General features: G+C 38.5%; 20 protein-coding genes. All 20 read right to left on the minus strand.

All coding sequences use genetic code 11. From position 1 onward, the window contains the following. Positions 1-263: 263 nt before the first annotated feature. A complete protein-coding gene (locus EHLA_RS09210; RefSeq protein WP_096240465.1) occupies positions 264-1,295 on the minus strand; it encodes an electron transfer flavoprotein subunit alpha/FixB family protein in 1,032 nt (343 codons plus the stop codon). Between the two features lie 13 nt (positions 1,296-1,308). Beyond that, the gene (locus EHLA_RS09215) at positions 1,309-2,103 is read right to left on the minus strand and encodes an electron transfer flavoprotein subunit beta/FixA family protein (RefSeq protein WP_096240467.1); all 795 of its coding nucleotides are present in this window, start codon (positions 2,101-2,103) and stop codon (positions 1,309-1,311) included. 15 nt (positions 2,104-2,118) lie between these two features. Then, entirely contained in the window at positions 2,119-3,261 is a 1,143-nt protein-coding gene (gene acrC / locus EHLA_RS09220; protein WP_096240469.1) for an acryloyl-CoA reductase, read from the minus strand. Between the two features lie 15 nt (positions 3,262-3,276). Then, positions 3,277-4,458, minus strand: coding sequence for a CaiB/BaiF CoA transferase family protein (locus tag EHLA_RS09225; RefSeq protein WP_096240471.1), 1,182 nt, complete (start codon positions 4,456-4,458; stop codon positions 3,277-3,279). Beyond that, complete coding sequence (locus EHLA_RS09230; RefSeq protein WP_242970706.1) at positions 4,455-4,928, minus strand: acyl-CoA hydrolase; 474 nt, start codon at positions 4,926-4,928, stop codon at positions 4,455-4,457. The genes EHLA_RS09225 and EHLA_RS09230 overlap by 4 nt, the downstream gene beginning before the upstream one ends. A gap of 146 nt (positions 4,929-5,074) precedes the next feature. Then, positions 5,075-5,530 (minus strand): beta-alanyl-CoA:ammonia lyase, encoded by a 456-nt coding sequence (locus tag EHLA_RS09235; RefSeq protein ID WP_242970707.1) that lies wholly within the window; start codon positions 5,528-5,530, stop codon positions 5,075-5,077. A 255-nt stretch (positions 5,531-5,785) separates the two neighbouring features. After that, the gene (locus EHLA_RS09240; RefSeq protein ID WP_330399976.1) at positions 5,786-6,928 is read right to left on the minus strand and encodes an acyl-CoA dehydrogenase family protein; all 1,143 of its coding nucleotides are present in this window, start codon (positions 6,926-6,928) and stop codon (positions 5,786-5,788) included. A 273-nt stretch (positions 6,929-7,201) separates the two neighbouring features. Beyond that, complete coding sequence (locus EHLA_RS09245; protein ID WP_096240473.1) at positions 7,202-8,131, minus strand: AEC family transporter; 930 nt, start codon at positions 8,129-8,131, stop codon at positions 7,202-7,204. Between the two features lie 160 nt (positions 8,132-8,291). Then, positions 8,292-8,783, minus strand: a complete 492-nt coding sequence (locus tag EHLA_RS09250; RefSeq protein ID WP_242970708.1) for a DUF1097 domain-containing protein — start codon at positions 8,781-8,783, stop codon at positions 8,292-8,294. A 126-nt stretch (positions 8,784-8,909) separates the two neighbouring features. Then, positions 8,910-9,968 carry a 16S rRNA (cytosine(1402)-N(4))-methyltransferase RsmH gene (rsmH, locus tag EHLA_RS09255; protein WP_096240475.1) on the minus strand — a complete coding sequence of 353 codons (1,059 nt, stop codon included), beginning with the start codon at positions 9,966-9,968 and terminating at the stop codon, positions 8,910-8,912. Between the two features lie 115 nt (positions 9,969-10,083). Further along, the gene (locus tag EHLA_RS09260) at positions 10,084-11,418 is read right to left on the minus strand and encodes an MATE family efflux transporter (RefSeq protein ID WP_096240477.1); all 1,335 of its coding nucleotides are present in this window, start codon (positions 11,416-11,418) and stop codon (positions 10,084-10,086) included. A gap of 15 nt (positions 11,419-11,433) precedes the next feature. Further along, on the minus strand, positions 11,434-12,300 hold the full coding sequence (locus EHLA_RS09265; RefSeq protein ID WP_021907266.1) for a mechanosensitive ion channel family protein: 867 nt from the start codon (positions 12,298-12,300) through the stop codon (positions 11,434-11,436). A 211-nt stretch (positions 12,301-12,511) separates the two neighbouring features. Beyond that, complete coding sequence (asd, locus tag EHLA_RS09270; RefSeq protein WP_021907265.1) at positions 12,512-13,597, minus strand: aspartate-semialdehyde dehydrogenase; 1,086 nt, start codon at positions 13,595-13,597, stop codon at positions 12,512-12,514. A gap of 58 nt (positions 13,598-13,655) precedes the next feature. Then, a complete protein-coding gene (locus tag EHLA_RS09275) occupies positions 13,656-14,819 on the minus strand; it encodes a phosphoglycerate dehydrogenase (protein WP_096240479.1) in 1,164 nt (387 codons plus the stop codon). Positions 14,820-14,846: 27 nt separating this feature from the next. Further along, positions 14,847-16,547 (minus strand): biosynthetic-type acetolactate synthase large subunit, encoded by a 1,701-nt coding sequence (gene ilvB, locus EHLA_RS09280; RefSeq protein ID WP_096240481.1) that lies wholly within the window; start codon positions 16,545-16,547, stop codon positions 14,847-14,849. A gap of 19 nt (positions 16,548-16,566) precedes the next feature. Continuing rightward, a complete protein-coding gene (gene ilvD, locus EHLA_RS09285) occupies positions 16,567-18,240 on the minus strand; it encodes a dihydroxy-acid dehydratase (RefSeq protein ID WP_021907262.1) in 1,674 nt (557 codons plus the stop codon). An 18-nt stretch (positions 18,241-18,258) separates the two neighbouring features. Further along, positions 18,259-19,341: a 3-isopropylmalate dehydrogenase gene (gene leuB, locus EHLA_RS09290; RefSeq protein ID WP_021907261.1), complete on the minus strand. Its 1,083-nt coding sequence runs from the start codon at positions 19,339-19,341 to the stop codon at positions 18,259-18,261. A 122-nt stretch (positions 19,342-19,463) separates the two neighbouring features. Then, complete coding sequence (locus tag EHLA_RS09295; RefSeq protein WP_096240483.1) at positions 19,464-20,276, minus strand: N-acetylmuramoyl-L-alanine amidase family protein; 813 nt, start codon at positions 20,274-20,276, stop codon at positions 19,464-19,466. Positions 20,277-20,375: 99 nt separating this feature from the next. Continuing rightward, complete coding sequence (gene guaB, locus EHLA_RS09300) at positions 20,376-21,827, minus strand: IMP dehydrogenase (RefSeq protein ID WP_021906718.1); 1,452 nt, start codon at positions 21,825-21,827, stop codon at positions 20,376-20,378. A 362-nt stretch (positions 21,828-22,189) separates the two neighbouring features. Further along, positions 22,190-22,684, minus strand: coding sequence for a hypothetical protein (locus EHLA_RS09305; RefSeq protein ID WP_096240485.1), 495 nt, complete (start codon positions 22,682-22,684; stop codon positions 22,190-22,192). Positions 22,685-22,811: the final 127 nt, after the last annotated feature.

Here is a 22,811-nt window from a genome sequence, read left to right on the forward strand (position 1 = left end):
GATAGGATAGTTTTTCTTTTTTCTGACTAATCTAAATCCACAGTTTGGCAACACGGGAATTCTCCAGAATGTTATGGCTTTCCGGGAAATTAAATTCTAAAGGATTGACATTTCATATGGAGCCAACAAACAGAAAAGCGGAAATTTTATATAGAATAGAATATGATGTCGGAGCAAATAAAAATGCCGGTCAGGCATTTTCTATGCCGCGACTATCTTCATATTCTATTCTATATAAATTTCTGCTTTTCGTCTGTCTCTCTTTACAGATCAGGATTCTCTTTAATCTGCTCTATCATTGCCGGAATAACCTTATGAAGATCACCTACAATACCATAATCGCAAACTTCAAAAATAGGTGCTTTTGGATCTTTATTAATAGCTACAATATATTTCGATTCGCTCATACCTGCCAAATGCTGGATTGCTCCAGAAATACCACAGGCAATATAAAGATCCGGTCTTACTGTAGTTCCTGTTTGTCCCACCTGATGGCTGGCATCAATCCATCCTGCTTCTACACAGGCACGAGAAGAACCAACAACGCCACCTATCGTATCTGCCAGTTCCTGGACTAAAGCAAAGCCTTCTGCCGTCTTTAATCCACGACCGCCGGAAACCACAATCTTTGCATCTACCAGATTCACCTTCTTCTGATCAGCTACGATTACCTGTTCCAGATTAGTCCGGATATCTTCTTTCGTTAATGCCGGAACAATCACTTCTACCTCACCTGTTTTTTCTTCATGGAAATGTGCTTTCTCCATTACTCCAGGACGTACAGTAGACATCTGTGGACGGTTTTTCGGACAAACGATCGTTGCCATAAGATTACCGCCAAAAGCCGGTCTTGTCATCAATAATTTATTATCTGTCTCATCAATTTCCAATTTGGTACAATCCGCAGTCAAACCTGTTCCCAGTCTTGCGGCAAGGCGTGGTCCGATATCTCTCCCAAGAGAAGTTGCTCCTACAAGAACAATCTCTGGTTTTCTTTCATTAATTAAATCTGCAAATGCCTTCACATAACCATCTGTGGAAAAATCTTTTAACAATGGACTTTCTACATAACAAACTTTGTCTACGCCATAATGAAGAAGTTTTTCTGTTTCTTCTTTCATTTCATAACCACATACAGCTACTATAAGTTCTCTACTTAAAATATCAGCCAGCTTTCTTCCTTCACCGATTAATTCGATAGTTACTGGTTCGATTTTCCCATTTCTTTGCTCTGCAATGATCCAGACATTTTTATAATCATTCAGACAAATATTCTGATTTACTTTTGCTCTCATGTCTGTTCACCTCCTAAAATAATTTCAGCGCCGCGAGCTTATCCATCAAAGCTTTTGCTTTTTCTTTTTCGTTCATTCCTTCGATAATTTCACTTTGTTTGTCTTTTACTGGAACAAAGGAACGATATACGTTTGTCGGTGAACCTTTTAATCCAATCTGTGTCGGATCGATCGAAAGATCTGCAAAAGTCAGCACATGGATATTGTCCGTTTCTTCATCATAAGCTCTGAAAATATCTGCCACTGTCGGGAATCTCGGATCATTGAGTTCTTTAATGGCAGTGATAAGACATGGAGTCTGTACATGGTAAACGAGGTCCGCATTTTCAGTAAATCTGGTTACACGAAGAGCATTCTCTTCCGGTTTGATTTCTTTGGCATAAGTCACCTGTGGGATTCCTAAAAATTCTGCAATTTCCGGTCCTACCTGTGCGGTATCTCCATCAATAGCCTGACGCCCGCAAAATACGATGTCATAATTTCCTATTTTTTCAATAGCTGCCGCAAGAATGGTTGCTGTGGCCCAGGTATCTGACCCACCGAAAGCCCGGTCAGAAAGAAGCCAAGCCTCGTCAGCACCCATAGCCAGACCTTCTTTTAATGCTGCTTTTGCCTGGGGAGGTCCCATACTCAAGATTGTTACCGTACCTCCTGTCTGCTCTTTTAAAACCAGTGCGGCTTCCAGAGCATTTTTATCATCTGGATTGATGATACTTTCCACACCCTCACGAATCAATGTGCCTGTTTCTTTATTAATTTTTACCTCATTGGTATTTGGCACCTGCTTAATACATACAATACTATTCATCTTTTTCCCTCCCGATTATTTCAGCACCGCTCTGGAAATGACAACCTTATGTATTTCTGAGGTACCTTCATAGATTTCGGTAATTTTGGCATCACGATACATTCTTTCCAATGGATAATCTTTCATATATCCATATCCACCATGAATCTGCAAAGCGAGATTCGTCACAAAGGTAGCTGTTTCTGATGCATTTAATTTAGCAATGGCTGCCTCTTTAGAGTATGGCTGTCCACTAACTTTCAGCCATGCAGCGCGGAAAATCATCCATTTTGCACATTCAATTTTTGTCGCCATGTCGGAAATATACCACTGCAATCCCTGTAAAGCAGAAATTGGTTTCCCAAACTGCACTCTCTCTTTCATGTATTTTACACTTTCATCCAAAGCTCTTTCAGCAATACCTAACGCCTGTGCTGCGACACCAATTCTGGCACCATCCAAAGCAGTCATGGCAATCTTAAATCCCTGTCCTTCACGACCAATCAGATTTTCTTTAGGCACACGACAATTGTCAAAAATTAATTCTGCTGTTTCTGAACCATGAATACCCATTTTTTCTTCAATTTTTCCTACAGAAAATCCTGGTGTTCCTTTTTCTACAAGAATACAGGATAATCCCTTTGTTCCCTTAGCTGGATCAGTCAGAGCAAAAATCAGAAGGTTTTTTGCCTGACTTCCACCAGAAATAAAACACTTTGTTCCATTTAATACGTATTCACCGGTTTCTTCATCAAAAATTGCTGTAGTTTTTGCACTTCCGGCATCAGATCCTGCATTAGGTTCTGTCAGAGCAAAAGCCCCCAGTTCACCTCCATTAGTAGTTTCTGGTAGGTATTTCTTTTTCTGTTCTTCCGTACCAAACTTACTTAATACAGAAGCGAAAATTGTATGAATAGAAAGAATTGCTGCACAAGAGGCGTCTTTTTTAGCAATTTCTGTTACTACTAACACCTTATCAATGTCTGTTCCTCCACTTCCGCCATAATTTGTCGGTGTACCAATACCGGCAAATCCTACTTTACACATTTCATTAAAAATGTCCCTTGGGAATTCTCCTGTACGGTCAATTTCTTCTGCTCTTGGTTCAATATATTTTTCTGCAAATTCTGCTGCTGTTTTCTGTAACATCAGCTGTCCATCAGTAAATTTAAAATCCATAGTTTCCTCCCGGTTCTATAATACGCCCTCATCCTTTAACTGCGCGTAGGTTTCGTCATCTAAATGGAAGACTTCCTGATTATGCTGGCCCAAAAGCGGTGCTGGTGTATCAATACTTGGTGGAGTTTTGCTAAGTTTAACCGGGCATCCCTGGAAATACATTTCTCCAATTGTCGGATGATCCATATGCACCATCATCTCTCTTGCCTGAATCTGTGGATGTTCAATGGCTTCCTTCATATTAAGAACGGGGCCGCAAGGAATACCTGCTTCATCAAAAATCTCTTCCAGTTCTGCTTTTGTATGCTGTTTTGTCCATTCAGTAATTAATTGTTGTAATCCATTTTCGTAATTCTGACAACGCAGGTCGTTCGTAAGATATAAAGGATCATCCACTAGTTCAGGACGTTCGATAACATCACAGAATGTACGGAACAACTTATCATTTCCAACCCCCAGTGCCACATAACCGTCAGAAGTAGGGTAAATGTCAAATGGAGAAATCGACGGATCGATATTTCCCTGTCTTTCTGGAATAATACCCTGCATAGTTGTTTTTACAATGGAATTTTCCAATAAAGTAAAAATCGTATCCATCATGGAAACATCCACATGCTGTCCTTCTCCAGTTTTTTCTCTATGATAGAGAGCTAAAAGAAAACCAACACATAAATAAATTCCTGCTACATGATCTGCTACAGACGGTCCTACTTTGACCGGTGGAGCATCCTTATATCCAGTAAGATTAACCATGCCTCCCATAGACTGTGCAACAATATCATAACAAGGACGGTGGGAAATCGGACCATACTGACCAAATCCGGAGCCTGATGCATAAATAATCTTCGGATTAATTTTTTTCAGTGTTTCGTAGTCTACTCCCAGTTTTTTTGTTACACCCGGACGATAATTCTCCACAACAGCATCGGCATCCTTTACCAGTTCATAGAACATTTCCCTTGCTTTTTCATTTTTTAAATTCAAAGTACAACCTTTTTTATTTCTATTTAAAAAAGCATAGAATCCACTTTCGCCACTCTTTTCATCCAGTGGTCCCCAGGTTCTGCACTGTTCTCCTGCCGGAGGTTCAAATTTGATAACATCTGCACCATGATCTGCCAGCATTGTTGTACAAAATGGTCCGTTCAATGCGCTGGTTAAATCCAACACCTTTAATCCTTCTAAGGCTTTCATCATTTTCCCTCTCTTTTTGCTCTTACTCTTTTTCTACTTTTTTTGCTTTTTTCAGATACTTTTTTTTCATTTTTTTCATTTTCCGTATCTTTCTTTTCATTTTTCGGAATATCATATTCAAAAATGGCTACAGTAGATAATGGTGGATCAACCATCATATCAATAGAGCTTGGGAATGGAGGATCTACTGGCAGTTCACATACTTTAAAAGAACGAACTTCAATCACTGCTTTTCCATCTGCTTCTTCATTTAATCTTGCTTTAAATTCCATGTAATCTCCAGCATGGCATGGTACAAAAAGACGAATTTTTCTTACCTTGCTGCATCTGCTGATATTTCCATATAATTTTGCCATCAGACGATCTGCTACATCTCCCATATAAGTAATGGAACGGGCACCATTGACTACTCCGCCACCGTAAAATACATCTCTGTCTGACATTCTATATCTCATCGTTACTTCTTTGGACATGATTCTTCTCCTTTTTCCTTTTGATGTACTTCTGTAATCTTTCCGCCAACCAAATACAAAAAGATTACAGAGTACATTTTGTCTTCATATCTGTTCTGCTTCTTTTCATATACTGATCTTAACTTATTGATCTGAACTGATTTGATTTAGAGTTCCAGTTCTCTCCATGGATCAATAACAGCACCATCCGGCTGTTCTCCACGCTGTAATTCTTTTTTTACAACAAGAACTACCGTTCCTTCTGTAATCAATTTTGGTTCATCAAAATAGTACATATCACCTGGTCTTGCATCTTTGATTCCCATTCTGGAAGCCAATGTTGCTACTTTATATGTACGAATCTTACAAGTTCTTGATGTTCCTCCGATTTTGATCATCTCAGCGGTAAAATCAAGCTGATCTCCTACATATGCATCTTCTAAAAGCTCTACATCCGTATAACCAAGACATAAAGATTCATCTCCATCATTTAAAATCATTAATTCTGTTTCTACATCTCCAATAAAATCGAACTGACGACCGAAAGGAATTCTTCCTTCTGGATCATTGGCATCTGCTGTAGTCATTTTGTAACTTAATACGGCTGTTTTTCTTGCACTCACGTTAAAACCCTCCTGTTAAATATTCCACTTTTAATCTTTTTGCATATTCCTATGCGTTACAATCATTCTAATTCATCCCACAAACGCACAGTCAATGACCCTTATAAACTTTTTTTCATTTTTTTTATGAATTTTTTCCAAAACTCTCCCCTTTCTGATAGTTTTTTTGTGTAAAAAAAGAACAGCTAACAAAATATATTGTCTTCATCTCTTTGATAGCTGTTCTTTTCCTATTTTTATTTCATTTTCTTCTTTTTATTTAAAGATATTTTTGCTGATGATCATCCTCTGTATTTCATTCGTTCCTTCATAAATTTGTGTAATCTTAGCATCGCGGAACATTCTTTCCACATTTTGTTCCCTCATATAACCAGCACCACCCATATTCTGTACACATTCCGTTGTCACATGCATTGCTAAATTCGTGCAGGCAAGTTTTGCTTTACATGCCTCTACTGCAAAGTTTTCTCCATTTTGCTGTTTCCATACAGTGTGATACAGCAGCAATCTTGCCATATCGATTTCTGTTTCTAAATCTGCCATTTTAAAAGCAAGATACTGATTCTTATAAATTGGCTTACCAAACTGTACTCGTTCCATCATGTGTTTTTTCGCAATTTCATAAGCACCTTCTGCCAATCCTAAGCCCTGTGCTGCCACACTGATTCGTCCTGCATTCAATGCTGTCAATGCATAACGGAGACCACTACCTTCTTCACCAAGCAGCCGATCTGCTGGAATTACACAATCTTCAAAAATAATTTCTGCAACTTTTGCTGAACGGATTCCACATTTGTTTTCCACATGACCAATGCGTACCCCCGGTGTAGTTTTCAAGTCGATCAAGAAAGCGCTTAATCCTTTGGAGCCTTTGGATAAATCTGTGCTGGCAATCAGCATACAGTAATCTGCCACCGCAGAGTTAGTAATGTATCGTTTCTTTCCGTTGATCACATATGTGTCTCCACGTTTTTCTGCTGTTGCTTTTGCATTACCTGGATCTGAACCGGCATCAGGCTCTGTCAGCGCAAAACATCCCAAAGCATCTCCGGCAAATAATCTTGGAAGAGCATGCATTTTCTGTTCCTCTGTTCCGAATTTGAAAATTCCTGTAGTAAAGGTTGAAGAAATAGCATAGGCAATACCAAAGGAAGAATCTATCTTACATAATTCTTCTACAATTAGAGCAAAAGAAAGATAATCTTTCCCCTGTCCTCCATATTCTTTTGGAAACTGTACCCCGATGAGACCTTCTTCTCCCAGCTTTTTTAAAATATCCATCGGAAACTCTTCTGTCATGTCTCTTTCCTGTACTCCTGGGAGTAATTCTCTTTGTGCGAACTCTCTTGCTGCCTGTCTAATCTCTTCCTGCTGTTTTGTTAATGCGAAATCCATCATGGTTCCTTCTCCTTTCTTTGATGGCAGACTGTTTTTACTTTATACCCCTCCTGCCATCATAACCCGTTTCTTAACTTTACCCCAACACGATACTTTTCCGTCTTCTTTTTCATTTCTGGCTCTGAAAAATCTTGTCAAAAAATTCATGTGCTTTTTGGTGGGGTGGATTCTATCACGAAGAGAAAAAGAATGCAAGAGAAAAAACAAAAAAAAGAGATTTTTTTCGCTTTTTTTGCGTTTTTTTACCCTCTCTTTAGTGGAGAGTTTCCTCTTTTATTTTCCTAACAAAAGCGCAAATAATGGGATTGTCAAGAAACAAAACACAGTAGATAACATCACCTCTTTGACCACAAATTCTTCATCACTTTTATATTCTTTACTAAAAATAGCACTAACCGAACCTACTGGCATAGCAAAACTCATAATAACAACTTTTTCCAGCAAAGAAATTTCTTCTGTCCACAGGCGAATCAGAAAAAGTGTAATCATCGGTACAGCTACCAGTTTGATGACCGCAACTGCATAGATATGCCGATCTTTCCAAAAATCTGTCCAACAGATTCCCCCCAGTTGAAATCCAATCATAAACATAGTCAGCGGGGTGGTGGCATTCCCCAACATTTTTATGGCATCTCCAATAATCGGAGGCAACGTGATTCTTACCAGAAAGAAAAATAATCCTAAAAGTACCCCGAGCATTCCCGGACTAAACAGTTTCTTCCACTGCATATGCAGGTCTGCTTCCACAGACATCTGAATCAGCAAAATTCCCACTGTAAAAATCAAAATATCATTAATCAGCTCTACAATAGCCACATAAAATACCGCTTCACCTCCATAAAGCGCTTTCATAACTGGGATTCCGATAAAACCAGTATTTCCAAATAGTAACATAAACGTCATAAGATACCGTCTTTGTTTCATCATTTTTAATCCTTTTGCCAGAGGATAGCTAAACACAAAAAGAATGATAAATACTGCCATACAGACCAGAAGGATATATCCACTATCTTTTAATATCCGCATAGAAAACTTCATCTGCATAGCATCAATCACAAGACAAGGCCAGGTTAGATTTATAATGATGCTGTTGACTCCCTGACTCTGGTTCTCAGTCATCCACTCTTTTTTTCGAAAAAATATTCCTGGGAGAACTAATAAAAACAACATAGCCAGCGATTGAAAAATAGATTGTATAAGCATAGATATCCTCCATTTAAACTTTAACGTACTTTAAAAATCTTTTTGTCCTTACTTTTATTAAAAAGATTTTTACATAAAAAATGGACTGCATTTCCTGATTCTTCCCATCCAAATCTTACAGTCCATTTTTGGTTTCTTCTGAAAATCTTTATTCTATTTCTTATTGTGCTGCACTTTCTTCCTGCTGTTCTCCACCAGTTGCTTTTTTGTAGAGCCATGCACCACTAGTATCACAAGTCCATCCTAAAAATGCACCTACAATGATAGACGGTACCAAAACTTTCCAGTCGCCTCCTGCTGCAAAGGTTGCAAAACATCCAAGAAACGTTCCTGGTGTAAAACTGAACCATTCAAACTTCGTAATAATGCAGATTACAAAAGAGATAATTCCACTCCAGATACCCAGATTCCCCAGCTCAGGAGAAAGCTGTCCTAATAAAATAATACTCATTCCACACACAATTCCCATAAGGTTAGGAATAATTGCATTTTTCAATCCGGCTGCACCATGCTTACCTGTGGCAAAATAGGTAGTGCATCCCGCAAAACCAGCCCAAGTCAGCAGCCCCAACGGCACCGAAATAAAAGACCACACGCCACAGAACAATCCTGTCGTAATACTCAGTGCACATAAAAAACTCATTTTCTTCATTTTGTCCCCCTCCATCATGTTCTTTTAACATTTTTATTTGATGGAGAAATTTTATCATGTTTTCTTTTTACCAACAAGGACATCTGTCCTTTTTAAAAAAAAGCCAACAAATCTGTCTGAATGAAATTATTTTATTGCCCATCTCATTTTTGTAGATCTTGCTCTGCCGTTTCGATGGCATTCTTCTTTTGAAGGGCGGATGACATTCTTTGCCACTTCACTCCATAACCCTTCCTTCTGCTGTCTTTTCCAGATTTTCTTTACTAATCTGTCCTCTCCGGAATGGAACGTGAGAATCGCTACACGTCCGCCCGGTGCAAGTATATGTGGTAACTTTTCTAAGAATTCTTCTAGTACTTCAAATTCGCTGTTTACATCAATGCGAAGTGCCTGAAAGGTTCTCTGGCAAGTCTTCTTGATGATATCCTTTTTTTCTTTATCATCTGGCAGAAATACAAGCGCTCTTTCAATAACTTCTTTTAGCTGTCCTGTCGTATCGATTTGTTCTCCTTGACGAAATGTCCTCATAATCTCTTTTGCAATCTGTTCTGCATAAGGCTCATCTGCATTCTCACGCAGCATACCTTCTATTTCATCTCTGGTTAATTCTCTTAACCGTTCTGCTGCAGAAATTCCCTTATCCGGATTCAAACGAAGATCCAAAGGTCCTTCTACTTTATAAGAAAAGCCTCGTTCCGGATTATCAATCTGCATGGAGGATACCCCAAGATCGGCTAATACAAAATCAAATAATCCATGTTCTTCCGCTACAAGATCAATGTTACGGAAATTCTGCTGTATGATCGTTAAAATGTCTTCCCCATATCCTGCTTTCCTTAAACGATCCGTTGTTTTTACGATTTCAATCGGATCCACATCTAATCCATAGATATGTCCTTCGCCTTGGAGACATTCTAACATCCTTCTTGTATGTCCTCCGTATCCAAGTGTACAGTCTAATCCTTTTTGTCCCGGCTGAATCTGTAAAAAATCCAAAATCTCCTGCACACAAATAGATATATGCATTCCTGCCGGAGTACTTCCTTTACGGATTACTTTCTCAATCGTATCTTTATACTTTTCCGGCTGCAGTTCTTTATATTTCTCTTCAAACTTTCTTGGATGCGTTCCTTTATAACGCACTCGTCTTTTATGTGGTTTTTCTAATTCTTTATTTTCTTCCATAGGAACCCCCTGTATAATTTTTATATATTCTCATAATCTCTTGTATTTCATCTTATGAGACATCTTTTTATTCTTATATCATGATAACACAGGTTAACGAACAGAAACAACAAAATCAGTTAATATATCCTTGTTTTTTCTTCATCCATACATAGGCAATTACACAGATTATTACAGAAAGGAGAGAACCTCCTACTGTAGCCAATCCCATCGGAAAAAGGCTGGAAAATACTTTAGCTGTAATATACACTCCCGGTATTCTTACAAGAAGAATCGCTATAATGTTATGGATAAAGGAAAGTTCTGAATGTCCACAGGCACAAAAGTAACCACTGAAACTGAAATGGACACCTGCAAATATACAATCAAATATATAGCCCCTGATATACTGGGAACCAAGTACTACTACTCTTGCATTTTCTGTGAACAATCCAACAACCGGTCCTGCAATAAACTGTATGATAATTGATATCATTATACCAAACCCTACAGTAATTATCACTGCATAATAAAGTATCCTCTGCGCTCTTTCTCTCTTGCCTGCACCGATATTCTGTGCTCCAAGTGCAGATACGGTAGAAAGCATAGAGGATGGTACCAGAAAGAGGAAACTGATAATTTTTTCTACAATTCCTACTGCCGCAGCAGTATCGAGTCCCCGCCTGTTTGCAATAATAGTAATAATTATAAAAGCAATCTGGATAAATCCATCCTGCAGCGCGACAGGGATACCAATTTTTAATAATCGTTTTATTGTTTTCCTGTCTGTCTTAAAATCATTTTTGGAAAGAGAGATTCCTGTCTTTTTTTTCATAATAACGACAAGAGCAATCAGTACACTGATTGTCTGTGAGCAAGTCGTTCCTAATGCTGCTCCCGCTGCTCCCATATGCAGTTCGCCAATAAACAGATAATCTAAAATAATATTTATAGCACAGGCTGCTGCAATAAAGTACATCGGGCTTTTAGAATCTCCTATTCCTCTAAAAATAGAACTGATAATATTATAGGCAGTAATAAAAGGAATTCCCAGAAAACAGATGGTAAGATAAATAACTGTTTCAGAAACTGCTTCCTGTGGTGTTGACATTATGCCGACAATGGGTTTGATAAAAAATAAAAGACCTGCTGCTCCTGCAATTGCCAGCATCATAAAAAGAGTGACTGTATTCCCGATATCTTTGGCTGCTTTTTTCTTATTGCCCGCCCCAATCGCCTGTCCGATATTAACCGTTGCTCCCATAGCAAGGCCAACGATCATTACCGTAATCATATGCATTACCTGACTGCCAATAGATACTGCCGTTATACTCGAAATATCTTCAAACTGTCCGATAATAAACAAGTCGGCCATACCGTAAAGCGTCTGTAAAAAATAAGATAATAAATAGGGCAGAGAAAAATATAAAATACTCTTCAAAATACTGCCCGTTGTTAAATTCTTCTCCATTGTAAATTTTCTCCCTTATTCTTTTTCCTGCGGAATCAAATTTACATCAAGCTGTTCAAATGGAATAGCAATATTGTTATTGTCAAATTCTTCTTTAATTTCTTCCAATACTCTCCAACGTGATTCCCAATAATCCTCTGTTTTTACCCAGTAACGAATCCCTATATCTATAGAACTTGCCTGAAATTCATTTACGTAAATTTTAACCGGCTCATCTGTAATTCTTGCCGGTTCTTTTTCTATTAAAGCATTTAATACTTTTCTGACTTTTTTGATATCTTCACTATATTCAATACCGACATTCAGATCAACACGTCGTTTTTCCTGATAAGTTACATTCGTAATACTAGCATTTGATAAATTTCCATTTGGTATCATGATCGCTTTATTGTCTACACTTAAAAGCTTTGTATACATAATTCCAATTGCCTGTACAGTTCCTTCTTTCCCAGAGTTTCCTTCAATAATATAATCCCCAACCTGAAATGGTTTTAATAATAACAAAATAACACCACCGGCAATATTCGACAGTGAACCCTGTAAAGAAAGACCAAGAGCAAGACCGGCAGAACCAAGTAATGCCACAATAGATGAGGCTGCTACGCCAATCTTTGTTACCGCCATAAAAATAACAAGTACCTTACCGCCAATCTTAATAAAAGAAAGCAGGAAGGTCTGCAGCGTTGTATCCATAATCGAACGCTCAAAAATCTTATGTGCCATTTTTACCACATAGGATACGATTTTAAAACCGATAAATAAAATCAGCAGTGCCCCGATAATGTCACCACAAAAATCTGCCAGTTTCACTCCTGTTTTACCAAGGTATTCATAGATAAGTGAGTGAGCAAAAGACTTCAATGAAGTTGCTTCTAACAACATAAAAACCTCCTAAAAAAAGAAAAATGATATATCCCTGACATCGCTTTGGAGCGTGTGTTTAAAATACGGGAAAGCATCTTAAACATAGCGGCTGTAAAGCAGATGGGATATATCATTTTTTTATCTCAGTCGAGAAGACTCCCACCTCTTTCAGGTGGTGAGTGACGGCTCGACTTGAATTTTCGTCTATATCAAATCTACAAATCCGAATTTATTTTGCTGTGATATATCCCTGTGCTGTTAATAATTCTGCACAAAGTACAGCTCCGCCGGCTGCGCCACGTACTGTATTATGAGATAATCCTACAAATTTATAATCAAACATTGTATCTTCTCTTAAACGTCCCATGGAAATTCCCATTCCATTTTCAAAATCAATGTCTAATTTAACCTGTGGGCGATTATCTTCTTCCATGTAACGAATAAACTGTTTTGGTGCACTTGGAAGTTCCAGCTCCTGTGGAAGTCCCTTAAAGTTTTCCCAACGATCGATGATTTCTTCTTTTGTTGGTTTCTTTTCAAAGTTCACGAATACAGCAGCAGTATGTCCATCAAGTACAGGTACACGAATGCACTGTGTTGTAATTAATGGAGCGGCTGCCTTTTCAATCTTACCATCTACAACTTTACCAAATAATCTTAATGGTTCCTGTTCGGATTTTTCTTCTTCTCCTCCGATAAATGGGATGATATTCTCTACCATTTCCGGCCAGTCTTTAAATGTCTTTCCTGCTCCGGAAATTGCCTGATATGTTGTTGCAACTACTTCTTTAGGACCAAACTCTTTTAAGGCAAAAAGTGCAGGCGCATAGCTCTGAATAGAGCAGTTCGGTTTTACTGCTACAAATCCTCTCTTTGTTCCAAGACGCTTTTTCTGCGCTTCGATTACTTCAAAATGTTCTGGATTGATTTCTGGTACAACCATCGGTACATCCGGTGTCCATCTGTGTGCACTGTTGTTAGAAACAACTGGTGTTTCTGTCTTTGCATATGCATCTTCGATCGCACGAATCTCTTCTTTGCTCATATCTACAGCACTGAATACGAAATCTACTTCAGAAGCCACTTTTTCTACTTCGTTTACGTTCATTACTACAATGTTCTTTACTGCTTCCGGCATTGCTTTGTGCATTTTCCATCTTCCGCCTACTGCTTCTTCGTATGTTTTACCTGCAGAACGTGGACTTGCTGCAATTGCTACTACTTCAAACCATGGGTGATTCTCTAAAAGAGAGATAAATCTCTGTCCTACCATTCCTGTACCGCCAAGGATACCTACTTTTAATTTCTGATCCATTTTCCTATGTCACCTTTCTATAATTATCTATAATTATCTATGTTTATTTACCTGCTATTTATTTAATAACTCTTACTTTGAGTACGCCTTCGATATCTGTGATATGCTGTACAGATCCTTCTGTAATCTGAGAATCCACATCAAAAATTGCGTATGCATAATCACCTTTTGTCTTATTACTCATTTCTGTAATATTAATGTTATCTTTTGCAAATGCCCCTGTAAAACGAGTCAGCATGTTTGGAATATTTCTATGCAAAATAGAAATACGTCCCTGTGTCTGGCATACACCAAGCTGTGTATTTGGATAGTTTACAGAGTTTGTGATATTACCATTTTCCAGATAATCCATAAGCTGTTCTACTGCCATCTCTGCACAGTTATCTTCAGATTCTTCTGTTGAAGCTCCAAGATGAGGGAAGGCAATCACTCCATCTACTCCAGCTACCTTTGGTGTAGGGAAGTCTGTTACATAATGCGCCAGCTTGCCATTCTCTAATGCAGCTACTAAAGCATCTTCATCTACAAGACCATTACGTGCAAAGTTTAGGATCACTGCATCTTTTTTCATCTTTGCAATGCCTTCTGCACTAATCATGTTCTTTGTACTGTCTAACAGTGGAACATGGATTGTGATAAAATCACAGTTTTCAAAAATCTCATCGATAGAAGATACATGATGTACCGCTCTTGATAAATTCCATGCAGACTTTACAGATAAAAATGGATCATATCCATAAACTTCCATATTTAAGTTGTGTGCTGCATTCGCTACGAGAACACCAATTGCTCCAAGACCGATAACACCAATCTTTTTATTCTGAATTTCTCTTCCGGCAAATGCTTTTTTTGCTTTTTCCATTGCCTTTGTGATATTTGGGTCTTCTTTATTCTCTTCCACCCATTTGTTACCACCGATCAAATCACGTGATGCCAATAACATCCCTGCGATAACCATTTCTTTTACTCCGTTTGCATTCGCTCCTGGTGTGTTAAATACAACAATTCCTTTATCAGAATAATCTGCGATAGGAATATTATTTACTCCTGCACCTGCTCTTGCAACAGCTAAAAGATTCGGCACGTCCTGCATATCATGCATAGCAGCACTTCTTACTAATACGGCATCGGCCTCCTGTAATTCTTCTACCTGTTTATATTCTTCTGTAAAAAGAGAAGTTCCGCATGCAGAAATCGGATTTAAGCATTTATACTGAAACATTATATATCTTCCTTTCTTATTTTTAATTTATTTTAATTCACTCTTTTTCTTTTCTAAATCTTCTTCATTGAAAGCATCGCTGATCGAACCGCCCGGTGCTACCATTGGCCATACTTTATCATCACTGTCAATGATACAGTCAAGTAAATACGGTTCATTAGAATCAACTGCTTCTTTAAAAGCAGTCTCAAATTCTTCAATCGTCTCTACACGCTTTGCCTTTGCTCCCATTGCTTCTGCAACCTTTACAAAATCTACTTTATCATAAAGAGTTGTAGAAGAATAGCGCTGTTCATAAAAAAGATTCTGCCACTGGCGAACCATACCGAGTACATGGTTATTAACGACTACTTCTATTACCGGAATCTCAGAACGGGTTGCTGTTGCAATCTCATTCATATTCATTCGGAAGCAGCCATCTCCAGCAATATTTACTACTACTTTATCCGGGCATCCGCACTTTGCACCGATTGCAGCGCCGAGTCCATATCCCATTGTTCCAAGACCACCGGAAGTAAGGAACTGACGAGGAGATTTATATTTATAATACTGTGCCGCCCACATCTGATGCTGTCCAACTTCTGTTGTAATGATCGCATCTCCTTTGGTAAGCTCATAAATCTTCTCAATAAGTCCCGGACCAGAAAGACGTTCCTGATGATAAGTCATCGGATATTTTGCTTTCATATCCTGAATCTCTTTCATCCATTCTTCATGATGCTGCTGATTAATTCTTCTATTTAAAATAGAAAGTACTGCTTTTACATCACCGATGATCGCGGTATCAATTAAAATATTTTTATTCACTTCTGCCGGATCAATATCAATCTGGATAATCTTTGCATGACTGGCAAATGTTTTGGCATTACCATAGACACGGTCACTGAAACGTGTACCAATCGCAATCAATACGTCTGCTTTTGATACTCCAATATTTGATGTCTTTGTTCCATGCATACCAAGCATTCCTGTATACGCTGGATCTTCTCCCGGAAAAGTACCCTTTCCCATAAGCGTATCACAAACCGGTGCATCAATCTTTCTAACAAACTCCCGAACCTGCTCGCTGGCATCGGATAAAATACATCCACCACCAAGAAGAACATATGGCTGTTTTGCTGCCTCAATCATCTCGATTGCTTCTTTTACACTCTTTTCTTTGATTGTCTCACAAACTGGATGAATCACTGGTGGAGTCATTGATTCAAAGTAAGTTTTTGCTGCTGTGACATCTTTTGTGATATCGACTAAAACCGGACCTTTTCTTCCGGATTGTGCGATCTGGAAAGCCTCACGAATCGTATCCGCAAGCTTTTCAACATCCTTTACAATATAATTATGCTTTGTAACAGGCATTGTCACTCCTTTGATATCAATCTCCTGGAAAGAGTCCTTTCCAAGAAGACTGACACCAACATTCGCTGTAATCGCCACAACCGGAATAGAATCCATGTAAGCAGTTGCCAGTCCGGTCACAAGATTTGTTGCCCCCGGACCGGATGTAGCCATACATACTCCTACTTTTCCTGTTGCTCTGGCATAACCGTCTGCTGCATGAGAAGCTCCCTGCTCATGAGAAGTAAGAACGTGATGGATTTTATCACTTTGTTTATATAATTCATCGTAAATATTTAAAATAGCACCACCCGGATAACCGAAAACGGTGTCCACCCCCTGCTCCTTTAAACATTCTAATACGATTTCTGAACCATTAAGAACCTGCTTCATTATAAATTACCCTTTCCAATTATTTTAACTGGTCAACATCCAAAACTGCTCCTCTGTTTCCGGAAGTAACAAGTGCGGCATAACGACGAAGATAACCATCGGTAATCTTTGGTTCTCTTGGCTGCCATTTTTCTTTTCTCTTTGCTAATTCCTCATCTGTAACATCTACATTCAAGCTATTATTCGGAATATCGATCTTAATGATATCTCCTTCTTCAATTAATGCAATTGGTCCACCAACGGCTGCTTCCGGAGATACATGTCCGATGGAAGCTCCTCTGGATGCACCGGAGAAACGTCCGTCTGTAATTAAAGCAACAGAATCACCAAGTCCCATTCCTGCGATTGCAGAGGTAGGATTTAACATCTCTCTCATTCCAGGACCGCCCTTTGGTCCTTCATAGCGAATAACAACAACATCTCCAGGAACAATATCTCCACCTTTAATTGCTTTAATCGCATCTTCCTCGCAGTCAAATACTCTTGCCGGTCCTTCATGTACCATCATTTCAGGAACAACAGCAGACTGTTTTACTATACCGGTATCCGGTGCGATATTTCCTTTCAGAACAGCGATTCCACCCTGTGCCATATATGGGTTGTCAATCGGACGGATAACTTCTGGATTTAAGTTACGCACATCTTTGATATTCTCCCCTACTGTCTTTCCTGTTACTGTAATCTGATCTTCGTAAAGAAGGCCTTTTTTACTAAGTTCATTCATGACAGCATATACACCACCGGCTTCATTTAAGTCTTCCATATAAGTAGGACCTGCCGGTGCAAGATGACAAAGGTTTGGTGTCTTTGCACTGATCTCATTAGCAATATCCATGTTCAGTTCTACACCTGCCTCATGTGCGATTGCCGGAAGGTGAAGCATTGTATTGGTAGAACATCCAAGAGCCATATCTACAGTCAAGCAATTTAAGAATGCTTTCTTTGTCATGATATCACTTGGACGTACATTATTCTTTAATAATTCCATAACCTTCATACCTGCATGTTTTGCAAGGCGGATTCTCTCAGAATATACTGCCGGAATCGTACCGTTACCCTGAAGTCCCATACCAAGAACCTCTGTCATACAGTTCATGGAGTTCGCAGTATACATACCGGAGCAGGAACCGCAGGTAGGACATACTTTATTAACATACTCTTCTACTTTTTCTGCTGTCATTTTTCCAGCTTCATATGCGCCTACCGCCTCAAACATAGAGGAAAGACTTCTCTTTCTTCCATCAACATGTCCGGCTAACATCGGACCACCGCTTACAAAAACAGTTGGCACATTAATACGTGCGGCTGCCATTAACAGTCCCGGTACGTTTTTATCACAGTTAGGAATCATAACTAATGCATCAAACTGATGTGCCTTTGCCATACATTCTGTAGAATCTGCGATTAATTCTCTTGTTACTAAGGAATACTTCATTCCTGTATGACCCATTGCAATACCATCACAGACAGCAATTGCCGGAAATACGACCGGTGTACCACCAGCCATAGCAACGCCCATCTTTACTGCCTGCGTAATCTTGTCAAGATTCATATGCCCTGGAACAATCTCGTTATAAGAACTAACGATACCTACCAAAGGTCTTTCCATTTCTTCTTTTGTATATCCTAATGCATTAAACAGGGAACGATGTGGTGCCTGCTGCATTCCTTTTTTTACATGATCACTATTCATAATTAACCTCCAAGTTTTTTAAATGCGTTCTGCGATAAGAGTTCCCATTTCTTTACATCCAACCTTTGTCATTCCCTCAGACATGATATCAACGGTACGGTATCCATCCTTTAATACCTGTTTTACCGCATGATCTACAGCATCTGCTGCCTCATCCATATTGAAGGAATAACGAAGAAGCATGGAAGCAGAAAGAATGGTTGCGATTGGATTAGCAATGTTCTGCCCTGCGATATCCGGTGCGGAGCCATGACTTGGTTCATATAATCCAAAGCTTCCTTCTTTTAAACTAGCAGAAGATAACATTCCGATAGAACCAGTTACCATGCTCGCCTCATCCGATAAAATATCTCCAAACATATTCTCTGTAAGAATAACATCAAACTGCTTTGGATCTCTTACTAACTGCATAGCACAGTTATCAACTAACATATGCTCTAACTCTACTTCCGGATAGTCCTGAGCTACCTCATTAACAACTTTTCTCCATAAACGGGAAGAATCCAATACGTTCGCTTTATCTACGCTTGTTACTTTCTTTCTTCTCTTCATAGCGATATCAAAACCGCGGACAGCAATACGGCGAATCTCTTCTTCACTGTATGTAAGTGTATCTACAGCCTTTGTCACACCATCTTCTTCAAATGTCTTTCTTTCTCCAAAGTAAAGACCACCTGTAAGTTCTCTCATAACAACGAGATCAAATCCATCTCCGATAATATCTTCTCTTAACGGACAGGCATCTTTTAATTCCTCATAAAGATAGGCCGGTCTCATATTGGCAAATAATCCAAGTCCTTTACGGATCGCAAGGAGTCCTGCTTCGGGTCTTAAATTCGCTGGAAGCTTATACCATGGAGAAGTTGTTGTGTTGCCACCGATGGACCCCATCAGCACAGCATCACAGCTTTTTGCTGTTTCTAAAGCTTCTTCTGTAAGAGGCTTTCCCGTTGCATCAATAGATGCACCACCAAGAAGAATATCTGTATAATCGAATTTCTCATTATATTTCTCTGCTACTTTATCGAGCACCTTAAGTGCTTCTGCCACGATTTCCGGACCAATTCCGTCTCCTCGGATTACACCTACTTTATAACTCATCGTTTCATCCCTTTCCTTTTTCTTCTATCTTCATACCCTTTATGAATTAAGACGCATCATTTCCTGCAAATTAATAATTCAAATACTTATGGGTATAGATACTCACGTTTCTTTATCATATCTCATTTTTCTATTATAATCAATCTTTTTTCCAGACATTCCTGTACTTTATTGCAAAATTCTCTCCATGCCTGCTCATGTTTTACATAATATTTAGGACACATTTTTCCTGTAACGTCATAATGGCGAATCACATTTTGGGAAGATAATCCATACATCTTGCAAATCCATGCTGTCAGACGCACGACAGAATCATAAGTTTTCTCATTAAACTTTCCATCCTTTCCCGGGTGACAGCACTCAATAGAAATCGTATCTTTATTTCTGTTATTCGATGCATAAGAAATCTCATTTTGTGGAATACACTGAATAATCTCTCCATCTAAGCCGACAATATAATGGCTGCTTGCCTTCGTAGTATGTGTATTTTGGAGATTATTAAAATAATCCCGATTCTCCTTTGCCGTACTACCTGGATTCGCAACATAATGAATCACTACACCTTTTACTTTTTTAAGGGCGATTCCGCTTCTGCTATATGGGTTCTTATCTAAAAAGTCTTCTGTGATTTCCGGTCTCCCACAAGGTCCATCCTCTGCGGGAAGTACTCGATTACCGGATGCTTCTCCCTTTTCCTGCTCCTGTGATGTTCCTGCTACTTTCGCCGGCATCCAAAGTAGGCTATTATGTAAAACAGAAATAAATAATGCCAAAAGAAAAACCGTAATAATCAGCTGCTTTTTATTTGACGTCTTTCTAGTTGATATCTTTCTATTTGATGTCTTTTTCTTTCCTCTGCGTTTTTTCCCAGACTTTTTCCTTTTCCTCACTTTATTATTCTTCCAGACCTGTTTCCGGTCTCTGGAAAAAAACATCTGATCACCTCTTTCTAAAGTAAAAATCAAACTTTCCTATAAAGTAAAAAAACTGCGCAGATGAAGATTCCCCCATCTGCGCAGCCCTTTGCGTTCTTATTATTCTACACTATAGTTTGGTGCCTCTTTTGTGATATGAATATCATGAGGATGACTTTCTTTTAAGGAAGCTGCTGTAATCTTTACAAACTGTCCCTTTTCTTTTAATTCCTGAATCGTCTTTGCTCCGCAATATCCCATACCGGAACGTAATCCTCCAACAAGCTGGAAGATGGTATCTTCCACTTTACCTTTATAAGCTACACGGCCTTCTACACCTTCCGGTACTAACTTCTTCGCATTAGCCTGGAAGTAACGGTCTTTACTTCCGTTCTCCATAGCTGCCAGTGAGCCCATTCCACGATATACTTTATATTTTCTTCCCTGATATAATTCAAACTCTCCCGGACTCTCATCACATCCTGCAAGAAGTCCACCAAGCATAACAACGTTCGCTCCTGCTGCAATCGCCTTTGTAACATCACCAGAGAACTTAATTCCACCATCTGCAATAATTGGAATATTATACTTATCTGCCATCTCATAGCAATCCATAACAGCAGTAACCTGAGGAACACCGATACCAGCAACAACACGTGTTGTACAGATAGAACCAGGTCCGATTCCTACCTTAACAGCATCAACACCACATTCGATCATAGCCTTTGTTCCCTCTGCTGTTGCGATGTTACCTGCAATAACCTGTAAGTCAGGATACTTCTCTTTTACTAAAGCAAATGTCTTTAATACGTTAGCTGAATGTCCATGTGCTGTATCAATAACGATAACATCTACATGAGACTTCACAAGCTCATCTACACGATTTAAGATATCTGGTGTACATCCTACTGCCGCACCACAAAGAAGACGTCCGTTGCTGTCTTTAGCGGAATATGGATAACGAATCTGTTTCTCAATATCCTTAATTGTGATCAAGCCTTTTAAGTTAAAGTTATCATCTACAATAGGTAACTTCTCTTTTCTTGCTTTACCGAGAATCTGTTTTGCTTCTTCTAATGTAATTCCTTCTTTTGCGGTAACTAAACCTTCAGAAGTCATAGACTCTTTAATCTTCTTATTAAAGTTTGTCTCAAACTTTAAGTCACGATTTGTAATAATTCCAACTAACTTGCCGTTCTCTGTAATCGGAACACCTGAGATACGGAACTTCGCCATCAGGTCTTCTGCCTGCTGTAAAGTATGTTCCGGGGATAGATAGAAAGGATCTGTAATAACACCGTTCTCTGAACGCTTTACCTTATCTACTTCTTCTGCCTGGGCTTCAATGGACATATTCTTATGAATAATACCAATTCCTCCCTGACGTGCCATAGCAATTGCCATCTGATGCTCTGTAACTGTATCCATGCTGGCACTCATAAATGGAATGTTTAACTTAATCTTGTTTGTAAGCTTTGTCTCCAGATTAACTTCATTCGGAATAACTTCTGAATATCCTGGAACTAATAATACATCATCAAATGTAATCGCTTCTTTAATGATTTTTCCCATTGTTTTCTTCCTTTCCATCCTTGAATAATTGATTAAAAAATATAGCTAATATTAGTAAATTATGTTAGCAAATAAATCCACTTTTGTCAACGTGGCAAATAAAACAGTTTTTTATAAAATTCCGGCTTAAATGTTATACAATTTCACGTATTGCAAAAAATAGACGAAAAATCTGACTTTTTAAATTTTAAAAAATAGATGAACCACCAAATCCTGTAATATATAAAAATGCTTCGTTTCACTGCATCCAAACCGCTCAATCGCAGCTTGGCCTTGCTCAAAGGCACATTTTTATATATGACAGGATTCGGTGGTTCTGTTTATTCTCAAACCTTCAAAATAAGACTTCTCGTTCTTTTTTATTATTTGGTTTTACGAATAGAAATCGTTTGCAGATATTTTGCCCTCTTAATATCCGCTTCTATTTCTTCCTTCATTTCTTCGTATGTTCCTTCTTCTTTTGCTTCAGAAATCATTTCTTTAATTTCTTCGTCCGTCATGCTAAACGAATATGCCAGGCCAATTCTTTTTGCCTCATATGTTCCCAATTCATCTTCGGCAGGGCTTTGATTCAATCTTACAATCAATTCTATAACAACATCTTTCATCTCAGAAAAAATATTAGTACCATTTAACATCACAACATGACTATGTTCTTCATCGTTTCTAATTTCTATTTCATCGATACAATTATTCGAATCTACATGTACTAAAAGTGATGACTCGTAAAAATAGTAATTATCTTCGTACTTATCAACTTCACCCACAGCTTTCACAACAGACGAAATACTATTTCCAAACATAATCTCTATACCATCACATTGAATACCCTTACCCACTTCAATCTGTACTTCCATTTTTTAAATATCTCCCGTTCAATATATTTTTATAGACATAATATTCCATCTTGTTTGCAAAAGCAAGCTCACATCATTTTCTTCTGAAAAATCCCCCAATCCATCAGATAAACAATACATAAAATTT

The organism is Anaerobutyricum hallii (genome assembly GCF_900209925.1).
Classification (GTDB): Bacteria; Bacillota; Clostridia; order Lachnospirales; family Lachnospiraceae; genus Anaerobutyricum; species Anaerobutyricum soehngenii.

Bases quoted from the DNA above. Each gene is read 5' to 3' on its own strand.
- EHLA_RS09210 (WP_096240465.1), bottom strand. From the start codon at position 1,295: ATGAGAGCAAAAGTAAATCAGAATATTTGTCTGAATGATTATAAAAAT.
- EHLA_RS09215 (WP_096240467.1), bottom strand. From the start codon at position 2,103: ATGAATAGTATTGTATGTATTAAGCAGGTGCCAAATACCAATGAGGTA.
- acrC (WP_096240469.1), bottom strand. From the start codon at position 3,261: ATGGATTTTAAATTTACTGATGGACAGCTGATGTTACAGAAAACAGCA.
- EHLA_RS09225 (WP_096240471.1), bottom strand. From the start codon at position 4,458: ATGATGAAAGCCTTAGAAGGATTAAAGGTGTTGGATTTAACCAGCGCA.
- EHLA_RS09230 (WP_242970706.1), bottom strand. From the start codon at position 4,928: ATGTCCAAAGAAGTAACGATGAGATATAGAATGTCAGACAGAGATGTA.
- EHLA_RS09240 (WP_330399976.1), bottom strand. From the start codon at position 6,928: ATGATGGATTTCGCATTAACAAAACAGCAGGAAGAGATTAGACAGGCA.
- EHLA_RS09245 (WP_096240473.1), bottom strand. From the start codon at position 8,131: ATGCTTATACAATCTATTTTTCAATCGCTGGCTATGTTGTTTTTATTA.
- EHLA_RS09250 (WP_242970708.1), bottom strand. From the start codon at position 8,783: ATGAAGAAAATGAGTTTTTTATGTGCACTGAGTATTACGACAGGATTG.
- rsmH (WP_096240475.1), bottom strand. From the start codon at position 9,968: ATGGAAGAAAATAAAGAATTAGAAAAACCACATAAAAGACGAGTGCGT.
- EHLA_RS09260 (WP_096240477.1), bottom strand. From the start codon at position 11,418: ATGGAGAAGAATTTAACAACGGGCAGTATTTTGAAGAGTATTTTATAT.
- EHLA_RS09265 (WP_021907266.1), bottom strand. From the start codon at position 12,300: ATGTTGTTAGAAGCAACTTCATTGAAGTCTTTTGCTCACTCACTTATC.
- asd (WP_021907265.1), bottom strand. From the start codon at position 13,597: ATGGATCAGAAATTAAAAGTAGGTATCCTTGGCGGTACAGGAATGGTA.
- EHLA_RS09275 (WP_096240479.1), bottom strand. From the start codon at position 14,819: ATGTTTCAGTATAAATGCTTAAATCCGATTTCTGCATGCGGAACTTCT.
- ilvB (WP_096240481.1), bottom strand. From the start codon at position 16,547: ATGAAGCAGGTTCTTAATGGTTCAGAAATCGTATTAGAATGTTTAAAG.
- ilvD (WP_021907262.1), bottom strand. From the start codon at position 18,240: ATGAATAGTGATCATGTAAAAAAAGGAATGCAGCAGGCACCACATCGT.
- leuB (WP_021907261.1), bottom strand. From the start codon at position 19,341: ATGAGTTATAAAGTAGGTGTAATCCGAGGAGACGGAATTGGTCCGGAA.
- EHLA_RS09295 (WP_096240483.1), bottom strand. From the start codon at position 20,276: ATGTTTTTTTCCAGAGACCGGAAACAGGTCTGGAAGAATAATAAAGTG.
- guaB (WP_021906718.1), bottom strand. From the start codon at position 21,827: ATGGGAAAAATCATTAAAGAAGCGATTACATTTGATGATGTATTATTA.
- EHLA_RS09305 (WP_096240485.1), bottom strand. From the start codon at position 22,684: ATGGAAGTACAGATTGAAGTGGGTAAGGGTATTCAATGTGATGGTATA.